The sequence below is a fragment of the Delftia sp. DT-2 genome (assembly GCF_028401915.1).
Lineage (GTDB): Bacteria > Pseudomonadota > Gammaproteobacteria > Burkholderiales > Burkholderiaceae_C > Comamonas > Comamonas tsuruhatensis.
This window is the reverse complement of sequence record NZ_JAQOTI010000004.1, coordinates 380,668-396,191: the sequence shown is the minus strand read 5'-3', so window position 1 is coordinate 396,191 and position 15,524 is coordinate 380,668. Positions and strand designations below refer to the sequence as shown.

The window sequence follows — 15,524 nt, the reverse complement described above, 5'->3', positions numbered from 1 at the left end:
CATCAGCGGCGCAGCAGTGCGCCGGCGGTGACCTCGTGGATGGCGATGAGTTGGATCAAATTGTCGCAGCACTGCCGCGAACAACTCTTGATATGAGTCAAGGACGCGGCCAATGGGCTGCGGCACAGTGGACGACATTAGAGGAAAAAACCCATGACCGCTGTCACCCCAGAGCTGCTGCGTCGCTTCGACGTACCGGGGCCCCGATACACCTCGTTCCCCACGGCCGATCGTTTCGTGGAGGCTTTCGGTGCTGAAGACTATATCCTGGCACTTGAGCACCGCAAATCGAGTACCGCAGCGCGGGCCATGCCTTTGTCGCTGTATGTGCATGTGCCGTTCTGCGAGTCGCTGTGCTACTACTGCGCCTGCAACAAGATCGTGACGCGCCACCACGATCGCGCTGCCGTCTACCTGGACTACCTGGCGCGCGAGATGGCCTTGCACACGGCCCATTGCGGCAAGGGCCAGGCCGTCAGCCAGCTGCACCTGGGCGGCGGCACGCCCACCTTCTTCTCGGACGATGAGCTGCGCACGCTGATGGCCCTGCTGCGCGAGCATTTCAAGCTGGAGCCGGGCGGCGAATACTCCATCGAGGTCGATCCGCGCACCGTCAGCGTCGAACGCCTGGCCGTGCTCAAGGAACTGGGCTTCAACCGCCTGAGCTTCGGCGTGCAGGACTTCGACGAACAGGTGCAGATCGCCGTGCACCGCGTGCAGCCGGCCGAGCAGGTGTTCGCGCTGGTGGCGGCCGCACGGCAGCTGGGCTTTGCCTCCATCAACGTGGACCTGATCTACGGCCTGCCCAAGCAGACGCCCGAGTCCTTCGAGCGCACGCTGGCCCAGGTCAATGCGCTGCGGCCCGACCGCATCGCGCTCTATGCCTATGCCCACCTGCCCGAGCGCTTCAAGCCGCAGCGGCGCATCGCGGCCGAGGACCTGCCCCAGGGCGCCGACAAGCTGGCCATGCTCTCGCGCTCCATCGCGGCCTTCATGGACGGCGGCTATGTCTACGTGGGCATGGACCACTTCGCCTTGCCCGAGGACGCGCTGGCCGTGGCCAAGCGCCAGGGCCGGCTGCATCGCAACTTCCAGGGCTACAGCACCCAGCCCGACTGCGACCTGATTGCGCTGGGCGTGTCGGCCATCGGCAAGGTGGGGGCCAGCTACAGCCAGAACGCCAAGACGCTGGAGGAGTACTACGACGCCATCGACGCCGGCCACCTGCCCGTGGTGCGCGGCCTGGCACTGTCGCGCGATGATCTGGTGCGGCGCGCCGTCATCATGGCCATCATGTGCCAGGGCGCCGTGCTGTTCGAGCCCATGGAGCAGGCCTGGCTGCTGGGCTTTCGCGAGTATTTCGCCCCCGAGCTGGCGGCGCTTCAGGACCTGCAGGCCAAGGGGCTGGTGCAGATCAGCGACGAGGGATTCCAGGTCACGCCCATGGGCTGGTACTTCGTGCGTGGCGTGGCCATGCTGTTTGACCGATATCTGCAGGCCGACAAGAACCGGGCGCGGTTTTCGAGGATCATCTAGGCCCCATGCTGTTGTCGCTGCTCTGGACCGCTTTGATCATGGGGCTCGTCGGCGGGCCCCATTGCCTTGCCATGTGCGCCGCGCCCTGCGGCGTGGTCACGGGCGGGGCGGGGCAGGGCACGGTACAGGGTGGTGGGCAGGTGGTCGCCGTCCATGGACTGCAAAGCCGGCTGTGGCTGCGCACGGCGCTGTTCCATGGCGGGCGGCTGGCCGGCTATGCCAGCCTGGGCGCTGCCTCGGCGCTGGCCATGGAAAGCCTGTCCTGGCTCACCAGCCAGACCACGGCGCTGCAGCCGTTCTGGACGCTGACCCATGTCGCCGTGATGGCCTGGGGCCTGGCCATGATGGTGCAGGCCCGCCAGCCCGCCTGGCTGGAGTCTGCGGGCCGCGCCGCCTGGCGGCGCGTGCAGCCCTGGGTGTCCGCCCCTGGCGGCACGCTGGCGGCGGGCTATGCCTGGGCGCTCATGCCCTGCGGACTGCTGTATTCGGCCGTGCTGGTCGCCGCGCTCAGCGGTGGCCCCTTGCAGGGCGCATCGGCCATGGCGGCCTTTGGCGTGGGCAGCGGGCTGTGGCTGGTGGCCGGCCCCTGGCTGTGGCGGCTGGGCCGCCAGCGCCTGAACGGCCTGCGTGCCGAATGGGGCACGCGGCTGGCCGGCCTGATGCTGGTGGGCGTGGCCGTGTGGGCGCTGTGGATGGACCTGATCTACAAGCCCAGTCTCTGGTGCCGATGAACAACAGCGGGGGACAGACTTGGTCCTGAGGGTCGCGGATTGCCTGCAAGGCCCTCAGAACTGGAGATAATGCCCGAATCATCGGCTTACATTTGCCGATTCCTTCAGCCTCGGGGCCGTTGCCGCGCGTGAACCATTCCGTCCTCATCGATATCCGAGACCTCCGTCCGGGCATGTTTGTCCAGCTCGATGTTGGATGGCTGAACCATCCTTTTCCGGTCAGCAGCTTCAAGATCACCTCCAGCGCACAGATCCAGACCCTGAAATCCCTGGGCCTGGAGGCGGTGCGCTGCGTTCCGCACAAAAGCGACGCCTGGCCGGCCGAGGTGCGCACTCCGCCGCCGCAGCCGCTGCCCGCTGTGGCTGCCGCCGCAGCCGAACCCGCCGAGGAACCTGCACCCGCAGCGCCGCTGCTGCTGTCCGTGCCCAACTGGCGCGGCCGGCTGGAGGACTGCAATGCGCGCTTTCAGAAGGTGGAGCGTGGCTATGTGGCCATCGAAACCACCCTTGCCAGCGCGCCCGAGCAGGCGCGCATGCCCACCGAAGCCCTGGTCGACGGCTGCCTGGCCGAACTGGCCGGCCCGCAGGACGTGGCGATTCACCTCCTGTCCGATGGCGTGGGCAGCAACCAGAGCGTGCATGCCGTCAACGTGACCGTGCTCGGCCTGCTGCTGGGCCGGGCCCTGGGCCTGGAGGCTGCGCTGCTGCGCGACCTGGGCCTGGCGGCGCTGCTGCACGATGCCGGCAAGCCGGTGGCCGGCGCCGAAGGCATGCACGGCCTGGCCCTGGAGTCTTCCGTGCCCGACGCGCTGCGCGACCGCTACGAGCGCCATGTGGGTGAATCGGTCGCCATCGCCATGCGCATGGGCCTGTCGGCCCAGGTCACCACCGCCATCGCACAGCACCATGAGTGGGCCGACGGCACGGGATTCCCGCTGAGCCTGGTGGCCGAGGACATGGAGCTCACGGGCCAGATCCTGGCCCTGGTCAACACCTATGACCGCCTGTGCAATCCCGGCGATGCGCAGACGCCGCACACGCCGCACGAGGCGCTGTCCATGCTGTTCAGCCGGCTGCGCGACAAGTTCGCCGCGCCCGTGCTCAATGGCTTCATCCGCATGATGGGCGTGTTCCCGCCGGGCTCGGTGGTGGAGCTGACCGATGGGCGCCATGCCATGGTCATGTCCGTCAATGCATCGCGGCCGCTCAAGCCTTCGGTGATGGTCCATGACGCCAGCGTGCCGGCCGCCCAGGCGCCCGTGCTGGCGCTGGAGCTGTTTCCCGCGCTGGGCATACGCCGGGGCGTGGCTCCTGCGCAGTTGCCGCGCGACGCGCTGGACTATCTGTCGCCGCGCCGGCGTGTCTGCTATTACTTTGAACGGGCGGTGGAATTGGATCCGCCGAAGGTGGCGTCTTGAACAAGCAAGCGCTCAACCGCGCCTGGCCCCGCCTGCTCGATGCCCTGCAGGAGGCGCTGTGGCTGATCGATGCCCGCAGCCTGAAGGTGCTGCGCGCCAACGCCGCCAGCGAATTCGTCACCGGCTATGAGACCGATGCCGCCGTGGGATTGCCCGTGCAGGTGCTGGCCGCCACGCCGCAGCAGCAGGCGTTCTGGAGCGACCCCTTCAACTGGCAGGCCGGCGCCCAGTTCATTTCCGAGGTGCGCCGTGCCGACGGCCAGCTGGCGCCCGTGGAGATGCGCGTGCGCGCGCTCGACGGCGAGGTGCTCCTGGTCAGCATGCTGGACCGGCGCGAGCAGGCGCTGCACGAGGCCGAATTCGAAAGCCTGCTGGGCGAGTTGCGCGCCACGCTGGAGTCGGCGGCCGACGCCATCCTGGTGTGCGATCCCGATGGCCGCATCCGCGCCTTCAACCACCGATTCGCCACGCTCTGGGGCATTCCCGAGGCGTTGCTGGTGCGCCGCAACGACGCGGCCATCCTCGATCACCTGGCCGGCCAGGTGCGCGATGCCGAGTCCTACGCGCAGCAGTTGAAGCTGCTGTCGGCCCAGCCCCTGATGGAAGCGTCCGACGTACTGGACCTGCGCGACGGCCGCATCCTGGAGCGCCGCGCCGTGCCCCAGCTGCGCCGGGGCCTGCCCATGGGGCGCATTTTCTCCTTCCGCGACATCACGGCCGAGGCCCAGACCCAGGCGGGCCTGGAGCTGGCTGCGCGGGTCTTCGAGTCCAGCCTGGACGGTATCTTCATCGCCGATGGCCACATGGACGTGGCACGCACCAACCCGGCCTGCGAACGCTTGCTGGGCGGCATGCCCGTGCAGGGCCGCACGGTGGAATCGCTGTTCGAAGCCACCGAAGACCCATCCGACACGCTGGGCGACCTGGCCCGCATACAGTGGCATCAAGGCGGCTTCTGGGAGGGCGACCTGTGGTTGCGCCAGGCCGGCGGTGCGCGCTGCGCCGTGCGCCTGTCCTGGGTGCCGCTGCGCAATGCGCAGGGCGACGTGGTGCAGAGCATCGGCTTCATGCGTGACCTCACCCAGCAGCGCGTGGCACAGCAGCGCATCGAACAGCTGGCCTACAGCGACGCGCTCACCGGCCTGCCCAACCGGCTCAATCTCACGGAGCGCGTGGATGCGGCCATCGAGGCCGCACGCGCAGGCGGCACGGTGTTCAGCATCCTGTTCATCGACCTGGACCGCTTCAAGATCATCAACGACTCGCTGGGCCACCAGTTCGGCGACCGAGTGCTCAAGCTGGTCGCACAGCGCCTGAGCGACTGCATGCGGCCGGTAGACATCCTGTGCCGCCTGGGCGGCGACGAGTTCGTGCTCTACCTGCACGGCTGCAACGCCGAGCTGGCTGCCGCGGTGGCCAGGCGCATCCTGCAGGAGATGGAGCGGCCCTTCCTGCTCGACGGCCTGGGTTTTTCCGTGCAGTGCAGCATCGGCGTGGCCCAGTACCCGGCCGACGGCCTCACGCTGGACGAGCTGATCCGCCAGGCCGACACGGCCATGTACCGCGTCAAGGAGCGGGGCCGGGGACATTTCAGCTTCTACCAGCCGCAAATGAGCGCGGGCCTGCTGTCGCGCATGAAGCTGGAGCATGCCATGCGCCAGGCGCTGGAGCATGGCCGCATGGCCGTGTACTTCCAGCCCCAGGTGCACATCGACAGCGACCGCATCGTCGCGGCCGAGGCGCTGCTGCGCTGGACCGACCCCGAATTCGGCGTGGTCTCGCCCGGTGTCTTCATTCCGCTGGCCGAGGAGTCGGGCTACATCGTCACGCTGGGCGCCTGGGTCATGGAGCAGGCGGTGCAGGAGGCTGCGCGCTGGCAGAAGCAGGGCATGCCGATCAAGGTGTCGGTCAACGTCTCGGCGCTGGAATTTCGCCAGTCGGGCTTTGTCGAGCGCGTGACCGAGCTGCTGCGCCGCTATGGCCTGGAACCCCATCTGCTGGAGCTGGAGCTGACCGAAAGCATCCTGCTGCAGGATGCACAGGACATGGCGCTGCGCGTATGCCAGATCGCCGATCTGGGCGTGGGCATGGTCATCGACGACTTCGGCACCGGCTACTCCAACCTGGCCTATCTGAAGAAGCTGCCCATCTCCAAGATCAAGATCGACCAGAGCTTCGTGCGCGGCCTGCCCAGCGACGAGGGCGACCAGGCCATCGTCGGCGCCATCATCAGCCTGGGTCTGGCGCTGGGCGTGGAGATCGTGGCCGAGGGCGTGGAAACGCACGAGCAGCTGACGGCCATCCACCGCATGCAGGGCCACTACTTCCAGGGCTTTCTGTGCGCGCCGGGCCTGCCGCGCGAGCAATTCGGCGAATGCCTGCAAGCCCAGCGCGCCGGCATCGGCGCCATCGCCTACCGGCAGAGAATGGCCCAGGTGGCAAGCGCTCAGCTGCCCGCGCTCAAGCCCTTCCAGAGCATGTAGGCCGCCAGGCCGAACAGCAGCGTGGCGAAGATCCGCTTGAGCTGGGCCACGGGCAGCCGGTGCGCGGCCCGCGCGCCCAGCGGCGCGGTCAGCACGCTGCAGCAGGCCAGTGTCAGCAGGGCCGGCAGCCACAGGTAGCCCAGCGAATATTCGGGGCGTCCCGCATCACCCGCGCCGGTGAAGATCAGGCCTGCCGCATTCACCACGGCAATCGGAAAGCCCAGCGCCGCGCTGGTGCCCACGGCCATGTGCATGGGCACCGAGCAGCGCATCATGAAGGGCACGCTGATGAAGGCCCCGCCCGCACCCACCAGCCCCGAGATGAAGCCCAGGCCCGTGCCGGCACCGTACAGCCCCAGCGGCCCCGGCAGGGCGCGCGTGGCCGTGGGCTGGCTGTTGCTGCGCAGCATGCGCAGCGCCATGTAGCCGATGAACACGCCAAAGAACAGCGCCAGGTACTTGCCACGCAGCAGTGCGAAGACTCCCAGGCTGGCCAGCAGCCCGCCCGTGATGATGCCCGGCGCCAGGCTGCGCACGATGTCCCAGCGCACGGCGCCGCGACCGTGGTGGGCGCGCAGGCTGGAGATCGAGGTGAACACGATGGTGGCCATGGCCGTGGCGATCGCCATCTTCACGGACAGGTCCGGGCCGACCCCGCGCTTGTCGAGAAAGTAGGTCAGAAACGGCACAAGCACCATGCCGCCGCCCACTCCCAGCAGGCCGGCCAGGAAACCGGAGCACAGGCCCAGCAGGGCCAGTTCGAGAAACAGCAGATCAGGCATGCGGCGGCAGATCGGTAGTGAAGGGGCGGGCAACAAAAAACCCGGCGCACCGTGAGGTGCGCCGGGTTGGAATCAGGTGTCTGCAAAGACCACCGGGCCGTCATCCTGAACCGGGGTTCAGGGGGGCAAGGGCAGCCAGACGTTGGGTTCATCTGACGCGAGACGATCACGCTCGAATGGCAATGTACCAAGCCCGGGCTCATAGAGCATTGGTCCAAGGAACTATAAAGCCCGGCGGGTTTGCAGACGCCTCCATTCTAAGGCCGTTGATCAGGCCCGCGATCAAGTTCTTTGAACGGCATGGGCTTTTCATTGACATGGGCGATGCAATGAAAACAGCCTCCGAAGAGGCTGTCGTGCGGGGCAAGGAAAGGCAGCGGCGGCCCAGGCTCAGATCAGCCGTGCATCGCCCTCCAGGGCCTGGTCCAGGCGCAGCACCAGTTGCTCGGCAAGGGCCTGCTGGCGCGCACGCTCGGCCAGCTCCTCGGGGCTGGGCTCGGGCGGCTGGGATGGGGCGTTGTGCTGGGAAGCGGCCTCGTCATGCAGGGACTGCATCTCGGCCTGGGCCGTGGCCATGGCGCTTTCCTGGGCTTCGCGGTCCAGCACGTCGAAGGCCATGTTCAGCGCGGACAGCACGGCCACGCGCTCGCGGGAGCGGACCTTGCCGCTGTCGCGGATGCGGGTCATGGCCGTGTCCACACGGCGCACGGCTTCGAGCAGACGCTCTTCCTGGCCATCGGGGCAGGTCAGCACATAGCTTTGCTGCAGGATTTGCACTTCGATCTGCTTCATGGGCGTTCGGGGCGTCGGCGGTTGCGAAGGGGTCAGGCCCCCTGGTTGGAGGGCAGGCGCTCGATCAGGGCATCGACGCGGGCCCGGGCGGCGTTGAGCCGCGAGCGCAGCGAATCACGCTCCTGGGTCAGGGCCGCCACCTGCTCGGCGAGCAGCGCATTGGTGCGTTGCAGTTCCTCGTGGCGAACCAGCAGGCGCTCCACGCGCTCTGCAATGTGGTCGAGGGAAGTCTGGGAGGTCATAGACGCTGAGATTGTAGGACGTGCGAACGAAGTGAGCACATTCCGTGGAAGTATCCGAGGAAACCTGGTAACAGGCAGGCGTACACGGCTTGACGTCAGCGCCTTGCTCGGGTATTGGAGAGCGAGCGCCAGACTGTCTCACAAAATCGTAGCGCCATCTGTAGGACTCGTCTGCTTCGGCGGGATGTATTGCGTAAGCATTGGTTGCGGCCGCAGTGCGGGCGCGCACTACAATGCGCCGCGCGGAGCGAACACATGAACATTGACCTTGGCCAGGGCGGGGCACGCTGCCCGGCGCTGCTGATCACTTCCACGGCTTCGGGCCAGGGCAAGACCACGCTGACGGCTGCGCTGGCGCGGCTGCATGCGCGCCAGGGCCGGCGCGTGCGCGTGTTCAAGTGCGGCCCCGACTTCCTGGATCCGCACTGGCATGAACTGGCCAGCGGCGCGCCCGTGCACAGCGTAGACCTGTGGATGACGGGCGAGTCCGACATGCGTGCACGCCTGCACGCAGCCGCCTGCGAGGCCGATCTCATCCTGGTGGAAGGCGTCATGGGGCTGTTCGACGGCACGCCCTGCGCGGCCGATGTGGCCGAGCGGCTGGGCCTGGCGGTACTGGCCGTCATCGACGCCTCGGGCATGGCCGGCACCTTTGGCGCGCTGGCCCATGGCCTGCAGCACTATCGGCCGGGCCTGCGCTGGGCCGGCCTGCTGGCCAACCGCGTGGGCAGCGCCCACCATGCCGATCTGCTGCGTGCCGGCCTGCGCGATCCCTCGCTGTGGCTGGGCGCGCTGGCGCGCGTGCAGGGCAAAGGCGCCGCCTCGCTGCTGCCCGAAAGACACCTGGGCCTGGTCGCCGCACATGAACTGGACGATGCGCTGGTACGCCTGGACGTGGCCGCCGATGCGCTGCAGGCTACGCCGCTGGGCCAGTTGCCCTGGCAGGCCGGGCCGGGGCAGGGCGCCAGCTGGCAGGACTGGTCCGTGGATTTTGAGCTGCCTGCCGAACGCGCCGAGCAGGTGCAGCCCTGGCTGGCGGGCCGCACCGTGGCCGTGGCGCGCGACGCGGCCTTCAGCTTCATCTATGCGGCCAACCTCGACTGCCTGCGTGCCATGGGCGCGCGGCTGGCGTTTTTCTCGCCGCTGGCCGGCGAGCGCCTGCCGGATTGCGATGCGCTGTGGCTGCCCGGCGGCTATCCCGAGCTGCACCTGGATGCTCTGGCCGCCCATGCCGCGCTGCGCGGCGACATCGCCGGCCACGTGGCTGCCGGCCGCCCGGTCTGGGCTGAGTGCGGCGGTATGCTGGCGCTGTGCGAGCGACTGACCGACACCGCGGGCCGGACCACGGACCTCTGGGGCCTGTTGCCCGGCCATGCCTGCATGCAGCCGCGCCTGGCGGGACTGGGCATGCTGCAGCTGCCCACGCCCTGGGGCCTGCTGCGCGGCCACACCTTTCACTACAGCCGGCTGGAGACTTCCATGACCGAGGCCGGGCGCAGCAGCCGTCCGGGACAGGACGCCCATCCCGACCGGGGCGAGGCGCTGTACCGCCACGGCAGCGTGCATGCCAGCTATTTCCATGCCTGGTTTGCCTCGCAGCCGCGTGCCGTGGCCGCGCTGCTGGGCGCCGACATTCATCCGGGGACCGCGTGATGACCGAGCCCATCTCCACCGTTTCGCTTCCCCGCAGCCAGCTCATTGTGGGCGGCCAGAAAAGCGGCAAGTCGCGCCGTGCCGAATTGCTGGCCCGCGCCTGGCTCGATGGCGCCCTGGACCGCGAGGCCGCGCTGATCGCCACCGGCCAGCCCTGGGACGACGAAATGCGCGAGCGCATCGCCCGCCACCGGCGCGACCGCGCCGAGCGCGTGCCCGGCATGGCCACGCTTGAGGAGCCGCTGGACCTGGCCGCCATGCTTGCGCGGCACAGCACGCCGCAGCGCCTGCTGGTGGTGGACTGCCTGACGCTGTGGCTGACCAACTGGATGATGCCGGCCCAGCCTTCCGAGGAACTGGCGCGTGGATGGTCGGGCCAATGCGCGGCCTTTCTTGACGCCTTGCAGGGCGCGCCCGGTCCGGTGATCCTGGTCGGCAACGAGATCGGCCTGGGCGTGATCCCGCTGGGATCGCAGGTGAGGGCCTTTGTGGATGCGCTGGGTGTGCTCAACCAGCGTGCGGCGCAAAGCTGCGAAACCGTCACGCTGATGTGCGCCGGCCTGCCGCTGGCGCTCAAGGGCCCGCAGCCGTGAGGCCATGGCGTCCCGCCCTGTGGGGCCTGGCGTTGGCACTGGCGCTGTCTGCGGCGCAGGCTGCCATCCGGGTCACGGACGGGCGGGGCGTTCCGGTGGAGCTGCCACAGCCGCCGCAGCGCATCGTCAGCCTGCTGCCCTCGCTGACCGAAAGCGTGTGCGCGCTGGGCGGCTGCCAGCGCCTGGTCGGCGTGGACCGCTATTCGAACTGGCCGGCCCATGTGAAGACCCTGCCCGTGATGGGCGGCGGAATCGATCCCAACATCGAGGCCATCGTCGCGCTCAAGCCCGATCTGGTGCTGGTGTCCATGGCCTCGCGCTCGGTGGCGCGGCTGCAGGCATTGGGCCTCAAGGTGGTGGCGCTGGAGCCGCGCACCCATGCCGATGCGCAGGCCGTGCTGCGCACCGTGGGCCAGTTGCTGGACCTGCCGCCCGAGCAGGGTGTCGACCGGGTCTGGGCCGCCATCGAGGCGCGCATGCAGGAGGTGGAGCGCAGCATGGCCCCCGCGCTGCGCGGGCAGACCGTGTATTTCGAGGTCAACCGTGGCCCCTTTGCCGCAGGCGAGTCCTCGTTCATCGGCGAGACCCTGGCGCGCCTGGGCATGCGCAACATCGTGGGCGCGCAACTGGGGCCGTTCCCGCGCATCAACCCTGAATTCGTGGTGCGCGCCGACCCGGACTTCATCCTGGGCGGCGACCGCAGCCTGGGCACTTCGGGCGAGCCCTATCCGGGCTGGGGCCGCATGCGCGCCATGCAGGCCGGGCGCGTCTGCCGCTTTGAACCGGCCGAGCTGGACGTGCTGGTGCGCGCCGGCCCGCGCATGGCCGAGGGCGCTGCGCTGATGGCGCGCTGCCTGAACGGGGCCGCACGGTGAGGCAGGCCCGCAGGCACCACAGCGGCTTGGCGGCGCCTTGGATGGCGCTGGCCCTGCTGGCCGTGAGTGCCCTGCTCATGCTGCTGGGTGCGGGCGTGGGCAGCACGGGCTGGGAAAGCGTGTGGGCCGCGCGCAGCGATCCGCTGTCCTGGCAGATCGTCACCGAGATCCGGCTGCCGCGCACGGCGGGCGCCTGGCTGGCCGGCGGCCTGCTGGGGCTGGCCGGGGCCATTGCCCAGGGCGTGTTCCGCAACCCGCTGGCCGATCCCTATCTGCTGGGCAGCGCCTCGGGCGCCTCGCTGGGCGTGGCGCTGAGCATGGCGGCGCTGGGCGCCTCGCCCTTTGCACTGGCGGGCCTGGCACGCCTGGGTGTCACGGGTGCGGCCTTTGCGGGCGCGGCCCTGGCCGTGCTGCTGACCCTGGTGCTGGCCCAGGGCGTGCACAACACCATGCGCCTGCTGCTGGCCGGGGTGGTGGTGGGGGTGGTGCTGGGCGCAGCCGCGTCCCTGGTGCTGTTGATGAACCCGGACATCATGCAGGCCATGCAGGCCTTCATGCTGGGCAGCACCTCCTTCATCGGCTGGGGCGCCTGCGCGCTGATGCTGGCCGTGCTGCTGGCCACCGCCCTGGGCGCCTGGTGCCTGGGCCGCGTGCTCGACGGCCTGTCCCTGGGCGAGGCCACGGCCCACAGCCTGGGCCTGCCGCTGGCGCCGCTGCGCATGGTGCTTATCTTGCTGCTGGCGCTGGCCACGGGCACGGCCGTGGCGCAGACCGGGCTCATCGCCTTCGTCGGCCTGGCCGCGCCGCATCTGGTGCGCTCCATGGTGCGGTCCATGCACCGCTGGCTGCTGGTGCTCAGCGCGGGCATGGGCGCCGTGCTGCTGCTGGCCGCCGACCTGCTGGCGCGCTGGCTCATCGCCCCGCAGGAGCTGCCCGTGGGCGCGCTCACGGCCTTGCTGGGCGGCAGCTACCTGCTGTGGCTCATGCACCGCCGCCACGCCCTGCGCGGCGGGGAGGGCGCATGACGGCCCCCGCCCTGCAAGCGCGCGCCCTGAAGGTTCGCCTGGGCGATCGACAGGTCCTGGGCGGCCTGAGCCTGGCCCTGCCCGCCGGCCGCTGGACCGCCATCGTCGGCCCCAATGGCGCAGGCAAATCCACGCTGCTGCGCGCCCTGGCAGGCATGGAGTGCGGCGCTGGCGTGCAAGGCGAGGTGGAGCTCCTGGGCCGCCCGCTGCGGCAATGGAGTGCGCGCGAACGGGCCTGCTCGCTGGCCTGGCTGGGGCAGAACCAGCCCGTGGCCGGCGACATGCGGGTCCATGACGTGGTCATGCTGGGCCGCCTGCCGCACCAGGGCTGGCTGGCTGCGCCCAGCCAGGCAGACCATGCCGCCGTGGAGCAGGCGCTGTGCCAGACCCAGGGCTGGGACTGGCGCATGCGCAGCGTGGGCAGTCTCTCGGGCGGGGAGCGCCAGCGCGTGCTGCTGGCGCGCGCCCTGGCCGTGCAGGCCCATGTGCTGCTTATGGACGAACCCCTGGCCAACCTCGACCCGCCGCACCAGGCCGACTGGCTGGAATGCGTGCAGGCCCTGGTCGCCCAGGGCCGCACCGTGGTCAGCGTGCTGCATGAGATATCGATGGCCTTGCAGGCCCAGGACCTGGTCATTCTCGACAAGGGGCAAGTGGTGCACCAGGGGGCCTGCGCCGACGCGGCCACGCATGCGGCGCTGGAGGCCGTGTTCGAGCACCGGCTGCGCATCCGCGCCATCGACGGGCAGTGGCTGGCCCTGCCACGGCTGCGGGGGCAAGCCGCAGCTCCCTGATTGCCTGTCGGAAAAAATGTCTCTTCATGCGCCGTATCTGAGCCGCTGGGCTCTGACCATCGATGGCCAGCCCCTGTCCACGCCGCGCGGTGTGTTGCTGCCCGTGCGCCAGGGCGGCACGCCCGCCATGCTCAAGATTGCGCTGGAGCCCGAAGAAGTGGCCGGTGCCCGCCTGATGGCCTGGTGGAATGGCGACGGCGCCGCGCCTGTGCTGGCCCAGGAAGGGCCGGCCTTGCTGATGCTGCGCGCCACAGGACCCGAATCGCTGGTGGAGATGGCCCGTGGCGGGCGCGATGAGGAGGCCACGCGCATCCTGTGCACCGCTGCCAAGCGCCTGCACCTGCCGCGCGCCAAGGCGTTGCCACCCCTGGTGCCGCTGACGCAGTGGTTCCATGCATTGCTTGCACAAGGCCATGGAACCGCCAGCCTGCTCGGCCTGTGCGCCACCACGGCACGCGAGCTGCTGGCCGCACCGCGCGACGTGACCGTGCTGCATGGTGACCTTCACCACGGCAATGTGCTGGACTTTGGCCCCCTGGGCTGGCTGGCCATCGACCCCAAGGGCCTGCATGGCGAGCGCGGCTTTGACTACGCCAACATCCTGAGCAATCCCGACCGCGCCAGCGCTCTGGTACCGGGGCGCTTTGCGCACCGCATGGCCACCATTGCCGAAGTCTCGGGCATAGAGCAAAGGCGCCTGTTGCGATGGGTGCTGGCCTGGTCGGGACTGTCTGCCGTCTGGAGCATGGAAGACGGTGATGATCCTGGCGCTGCGATGGCTGTGGCGCAAATGGCGGCTTCGGCCTTGGCATGCTGATTTTCAGACTGCGATACATCTCTTTTTCTTCCCCAACAGGGTGAAATGGCGCTTCACAGAAAAAGAGGGTGGAGGAATTTTTCGATGCTTGCCGATGCACTGGGGATGTTTGAACAGCAGGGATTTGTCATCTGGCCAAGACCCATGGAGAAGGGCCTTCTCGACAGCTTGGTGGCATCTGTTGAAGCCATCCAGCGCCATGCGCAGGCCAGGACACTGGATCCGGCGCTGGACGAGCTGTTGGTGTACGAGAAAGATCTGCCGGCCAGCAAGCGCGCCGGCTTGGATGGTGCCCTTACCGGAAACTCGATCTTCATTGTTGGAGATCCCGCCCGCTTTGATGAAGTCTTCGCAGAGACACTTCACGATGCCGCGCTTGTCTCGGCGGCAACGACGCTTCTTGGCGTGGACGAGGCAGTGGTCCATTTCATGAACGTGACCATCAAGAATCCCGGATTCGGACGGTCAATCTCCTGGCACCGCGATTATCCCAATGGGTATTTCTGCACCAGGGATTCCAGCTTTGTTCGTCTGATGATCTGCCTGGATGGCATGTCGGTGGAGAGCGGTGCCACCTGCTTTGATGCGGGCACTCATCGCATCTCCGACCAGGAGGCGCAGCAGCAAAAGGTGAGTGGCACCTGGCCCACTCCCGATCCGGCCGACACCGTCACCGTGCAGTGTGACCCAGGCCAGATCGTGGCGATCCACCCGAAGGTGCTTCATGGCGGAGGCATGAATACCGGCTCTGGAATGCGGCGCAACGTCATCCTGCAGATTGGCACTCTGGGTGCAGAGCCCATGACACACGCCGAAGAATCTCTGACCGGCATCGTCATCGGCGCGAAAGGCTGCAGGGAACACCTGAATCGCTGAAGGCGTATCGGGGACGAGGCCAAGGCCATCGTGGACCGCGTGGTGAGGGGCATGATGCCTTCGCCCATCCTTCGCTCATCCCTCGTCCAAGGGCATCTGAAGGGCGCAGGCCGGCCTGATTGTCCTGTCAGCGGAATTTTTCTAACATACAGAAATCTGTACGAAAGATCTTTGCAAAGGATCTGTGCGAGAAATCTGTACGAAATTCCTGCTCTTGGGGGCCGTCATGAAGACCACGCTTGACCTCAACGATGCATTGCTGACCGAAGCAAAGACCTATGCGGCACAGCAGCACACCAGCCTGACGCGCCTGATCGAGGAGGGCCTGCAATTGCGCTTGCGCAAGGCCCAGGCGCCTGCCCGGCGCGTGCGCCTTCCCGTCTACCACGGCAAGGGCGGACTGGCACCGGGGCTGGACGCACTGAGCAACCGCGCGCTGCTGGATGCCGCCGGTCAGCAGGATCAACCATGACGCCCGATGTCAACCTGCTGGTTGCGGCATCGCGCAGCGACCACCCCCATCATTCGGTGGCCCGCGACTGGCTGGAGCAGGCCATGGCCGATGCCAGCCAGGGCGTGCTGCTGAAATTGCAGCCCATGGTGGTGGCGAACTTTCTGCGCCTGGTCACGCATCCGAAGATCTTCGTCAACCCGACTCCCATGGTCGAGGCTTTGCGCTTCGTTGACGCATTGCTGGCATCGCCCGGCGTCGAGCAGGCCGTGCTGGGTGCCGAATGGCCGGCGTTAAGGCAACTGTGCGCCGACAAGGCGCTTTCCGCCAATGACGTACCGGACGCTTGGCTGGCCGCTGCCGCCATCCACCAGGGCGAGCATGTGGTCAGCTTCGATGCCGATTTCAAGCGCCTGCTGCCGCGCTCCCAGTTCACCCGGCTGGCGCCCCAATAAT

At 68.3% G+C, this 15,524-nt stretch carries 16 protein-coding genes; 13 read left to right on the top strand and 3 right to left on the bottom strand.

Translation table 11 applies throughout. From position 1 onward, the window contains the following. Window positions 1–153 precede the first annotated feature (153 nt). The 4 genes from hemN (at window position 154) to PO605_RS09200 (ending at window position 6,168) form a co-directional block, all read left to right on the top strand. Window positions 154–1,536 (top strand): oxygen-independent coproporphyrinogen III oxidase, encoded by a 1,383-nt coding sequence (gene hemN / locus PO605_RS09215; RefSeq protein ID WP_016445206.1) that lies wholly within the window; start codon window positions 154–156, stop codon window positions 1,534–1,536. A gap of 5 nt (window positions 1,537–1,541) precedes the next feature. Further along, window positions 1,542–2,267, top strand: coding sequence for a sulfite exporter TauE/SafE family protein (locus PO605_RS09210; protein WP_017406349.1), 726 nt, complete (start codon window positions 1,542–1,544; stop codon window positions 2,265–2,267). Window positions 2,268–2,440: 173 nt separating this feature from the next. After that, on the top strand, window positions 2,441–3,685 hold the full coding sequence (locus PO605_RS09205) for an HD-GYP domain-containing protein (protein ID WP_016445208.1): 1,245 nt from the start codon (window positions 2,441–2,443) through the stop codon (window positions 3,683–3,685). Beyond that, window positions 3,682–6,168 (top strand): bifunctional diguanylate cyclase/phosphodiesterase, encoded by a 2,487-nt coding sequence (locus PO605_RS09200; protein WP_047471172.1) that lies wholly within the window; start codon window positions 3,682–3,684, stop codon window positions 6,166–6,168. Before PO605_RS09205 ends, PO605_RS09200 begins: the two co-directional genes overlap by 4 nt. On the opposite strand, the gene PO605_RS09195 is transcribed toward PO605_RS09200, so the two are convergent. From PO605_RS09195 to PO605_RS09185, 3 genes are all read right to left on the bottom strand, one after another. Continuing rightward, window positions 6,132–6,950, bottom strand: a complete 819-nt coding sequence (locus tag PO605_RS09195) for a sulfite exporter TauE/SafE family protein (RefSeq protein ID WP_047471170.1) — start codon at window positions 6,948–6,950, stop codon at window positions 6,132–6,134. The genes PO605_RS09200 and PO605_RS09195 overlap by 37 nt on opposite strands. Window positions 6,951–7,340: 390 nt before the next feature. Further along, window positions 7,341–7,742 (bottom strand): cell division protein ZapA, encoded by a 402-nt coding sequence (locus tag PO605_RS09190; protein ID WP_016445211.1) that lies wholly within the window; start codon window positions 7,740–7,742, stop codon window positions 7,341–7,343. 32 nt (window positions 7,743–7,774) lie between these two features. Continuing rightward, window positions 7,775–7,984: a hypothetical protein gene (locus PO605_RS09185; protein WP_012204637.1), complete on the bottom strand. Its 210-nt coding sequence runs from the start codon at window positions 7,982–7,984 to the stop codon at window positions 7,775–7,777. A gap of 255 nt (window positions 7,985–8,239) precedes the next feature. On the opposite strand from PO605_RS09185, the gene PO605_RS09180 reads away from it, so the two are divergent. From PO605_RS09180 to PO605_RS09140, 9 genes are all read left to right on the top strand, one after another. Continuing rightward, complete coding sequence (locus PO605_RS09180; RefSeq protein ID WP_047472481.1) at window positions 8,240–9,637, top strand: cobyrinate a,c-diamide synthase; 1,398 nt, start codon at window positions 8,240–8,242, stop codon at window positions 9,635–9,637. Next, entirely contained in the window at window positions 9,637–10,230 is a 594-nt protein-coding gene (locus PO605_RS09175) for a bifunctional adenosylcobinamide kinase/adenosylcobinamide-phosphate guanylyltransferase (protein ID WP_047472482.1), read from the top strand. Before PO605_RS09180 ends, PO605_RS09175 begins: the two co-directional genes overlap by 1 nt. Next, complete coding sequence (locus PO605_RS09170) at window positions 10,227–11,105, top strand: ABC transporter substrate-binding protein (RefSeq protein WP_052195808.1); 879 nt, start codon at window positions 10,227–10,229, stop codon at window positions 11,103–11,105. Before PO605_RS09175 ends, PO605_RS09170 begins: the two co-directional genes overlap by 4 nt. Before the next feature lie 41 nt (window positions 11,106–11,146). Further along, a complete protein-coding gene (locus PO605_RS09165) occupies window positions 11,147–12,130 on the top strand; it encodes a FecCD family ABC transporter permease (RefSeq protein WP_047217633.1) in 984 nt (327 codons plus the stop codon). Further along, a complete protein-coding gene (locus PO605_RS09160) occupies window positions 12,127–12,924 on the top strand; it encodes an ABC transporter ATP-binding protein (RefSeq protein WP_272206331.1) in 798 nt (265 codons plus the stop codon). Before PO605_RS09165 ends, PO605_RS09160 begins: the two co-directional genes overlap by 4 nt. Window positions 12,925–12,940: 16 nt before the next feature. Continuing rightward, window positions 12,941–13,741 carry an aminoglycoside phosphotransferase family protein gene (locus PO605_RS09155; protein WP_272206330.1) on the top strand — a complete coding sequence of 267 codons (801 nt, stop codon included), beginning with the start codon at window positions 12,941–12,943 and terminating at the stop codon, window positions 13,739–13,741. 84 nt (window positions 13,742–13,825) lie between these two features. Continuing rightward, complete coding sequence (locus PO605_RS09150; protein WP_016445218.1) at window positions 13,826–14,617, top strand: phytanoyl-CoA dioxygenase family protein; 792 nt, start codon at window positions 13,826–13,828, stop codon at window positions 14,615–14,617. 226 nt (window positions 14,618–14,843) lie between these two features. Then, window positions 14,844–15,089: a DUF6364 family protein gene (locus tag PO605_RS09145; protein WP_016453068.1), complete on the top strand. Its 246-nt coding sequence runs from the start codon at window positions 14,844–14,846 to the stop codon at window positions 15,087–15,089. Continuing rightward, the gene (locus PO605_RS09140; protein ID WP_016453067.1) at window positions 15,086–15,523 is read left to right on the top strand and encodes a TA system VapC family ribonuclease toxin; all 438 of its coding nucleotides are present in this window, start codon (window positions 15,086–15,088) and stop codon (window positions 15,521–15,523) included. Before PO605_RS09145 ends, PO605_RS09140 begins: the two co-directional genes overlap by 4 nt. Window position 15,524 lies beyond the last annotated feature (1 nt).

Bases quoted from the DNA above. Each gene is read 5' to 3' on its own strand.
- hemN (WP_016445206.1), top strand. From the start codon at position 154: ATGACCGCTGTCACCCCAGAGCTGCTGCGTCGCTTCGACGTACCGGGG.
- PO605_RS09210 (WP_017406349.1), top strand. From the start codon at position 1,542: ATGCTGTTGTCGCTGCTCTGGACCGCTTTGATCATGGGGCTCGTCGGC.
- PO605_RS09205 (WP_016445208.1), top strand. From the start codon at position 2,441: ATGTTTGTCCAGCTCGATGTTGGATGGCTGAACCATCCTTTTCCGGTC.
- PO605_RS09195 (WP_047471170.1), bottom strand. From the start codon at position 6,950: ATGCCTGATCTGCTGTTTCTCGAACTGGCCCTGCTGGGCCTGTGCTCC.
- PO605_RS09190 (WP_016445211.1), bottom strand. From the start codon at position 7,742: ATGAAGCAGATCGAAGTGCAAATCCTGCAGCAAAGCTATGTGCTGACC.
- PO605_RS09185 (WP_012204637.1), bottom strand. From the start codon at position 7,984: ATGACCTCCCAGACTTCCCTCGACCACATTGCAGAGCGCGTGGAGCGC.
- PO605_RS09180 (WP_047472481.1), top strand. From the start codon at position 8,240: ATGAACATTGACCTTGGCCAGGGCGGGGCACGCTGCCCGGCGCTGCTG.
- PO605_RS09175 (WP_047472482.1), top strand. From the start codon at position 9,637: ATGACCGAGCCCATCTCCACCGTTTCGCTTCCCCGCAGCCAGCTCATT.
- PO605_RS09165 (WP_047217633.1), top strand. From the start codon at position 11,147: ATGGCGCTGGCCCTGCTGGCCGTGAGTGCCCTGCTCATGCTGCTGGGT.
- PO605_RS09160 (WP_272206331.1), top strand. From the start codon at position 12,127: ATGACGGCCCCCGCCCTGCAAGCGCGCGCCCTGAAGGTTCGCCTGGGC.
- PO605_RS09155 (WP_272206330.1), top strand. From the start codon at position 12,941: ATGTCTCTTCATGCGCCGTATCTGAGCCGCTGGGCTCTGACCATCGAT.
- PO605_RS09150 (WP_016445218.1), top strand. From the start codon at position 13,826: ATGCTTGCCGATGCACTGGGGATGTTTGAACAGCAGGGATTTGTCATC.
- PO605_RS09145 (WP_016453068.1), top strand. From the start codon at position 14,844: ATGAAGACCACGCTTGACCTCAACGATGCATTGCTGACCGAAGCAAAG.
- PO605_RS09140 (WP_016453067.1), top strand. From the start codon at position 15,086: ATGACGCCCGATGTCAACCTGCTGGTTGCGGCATCGCGCAGCGACCAC.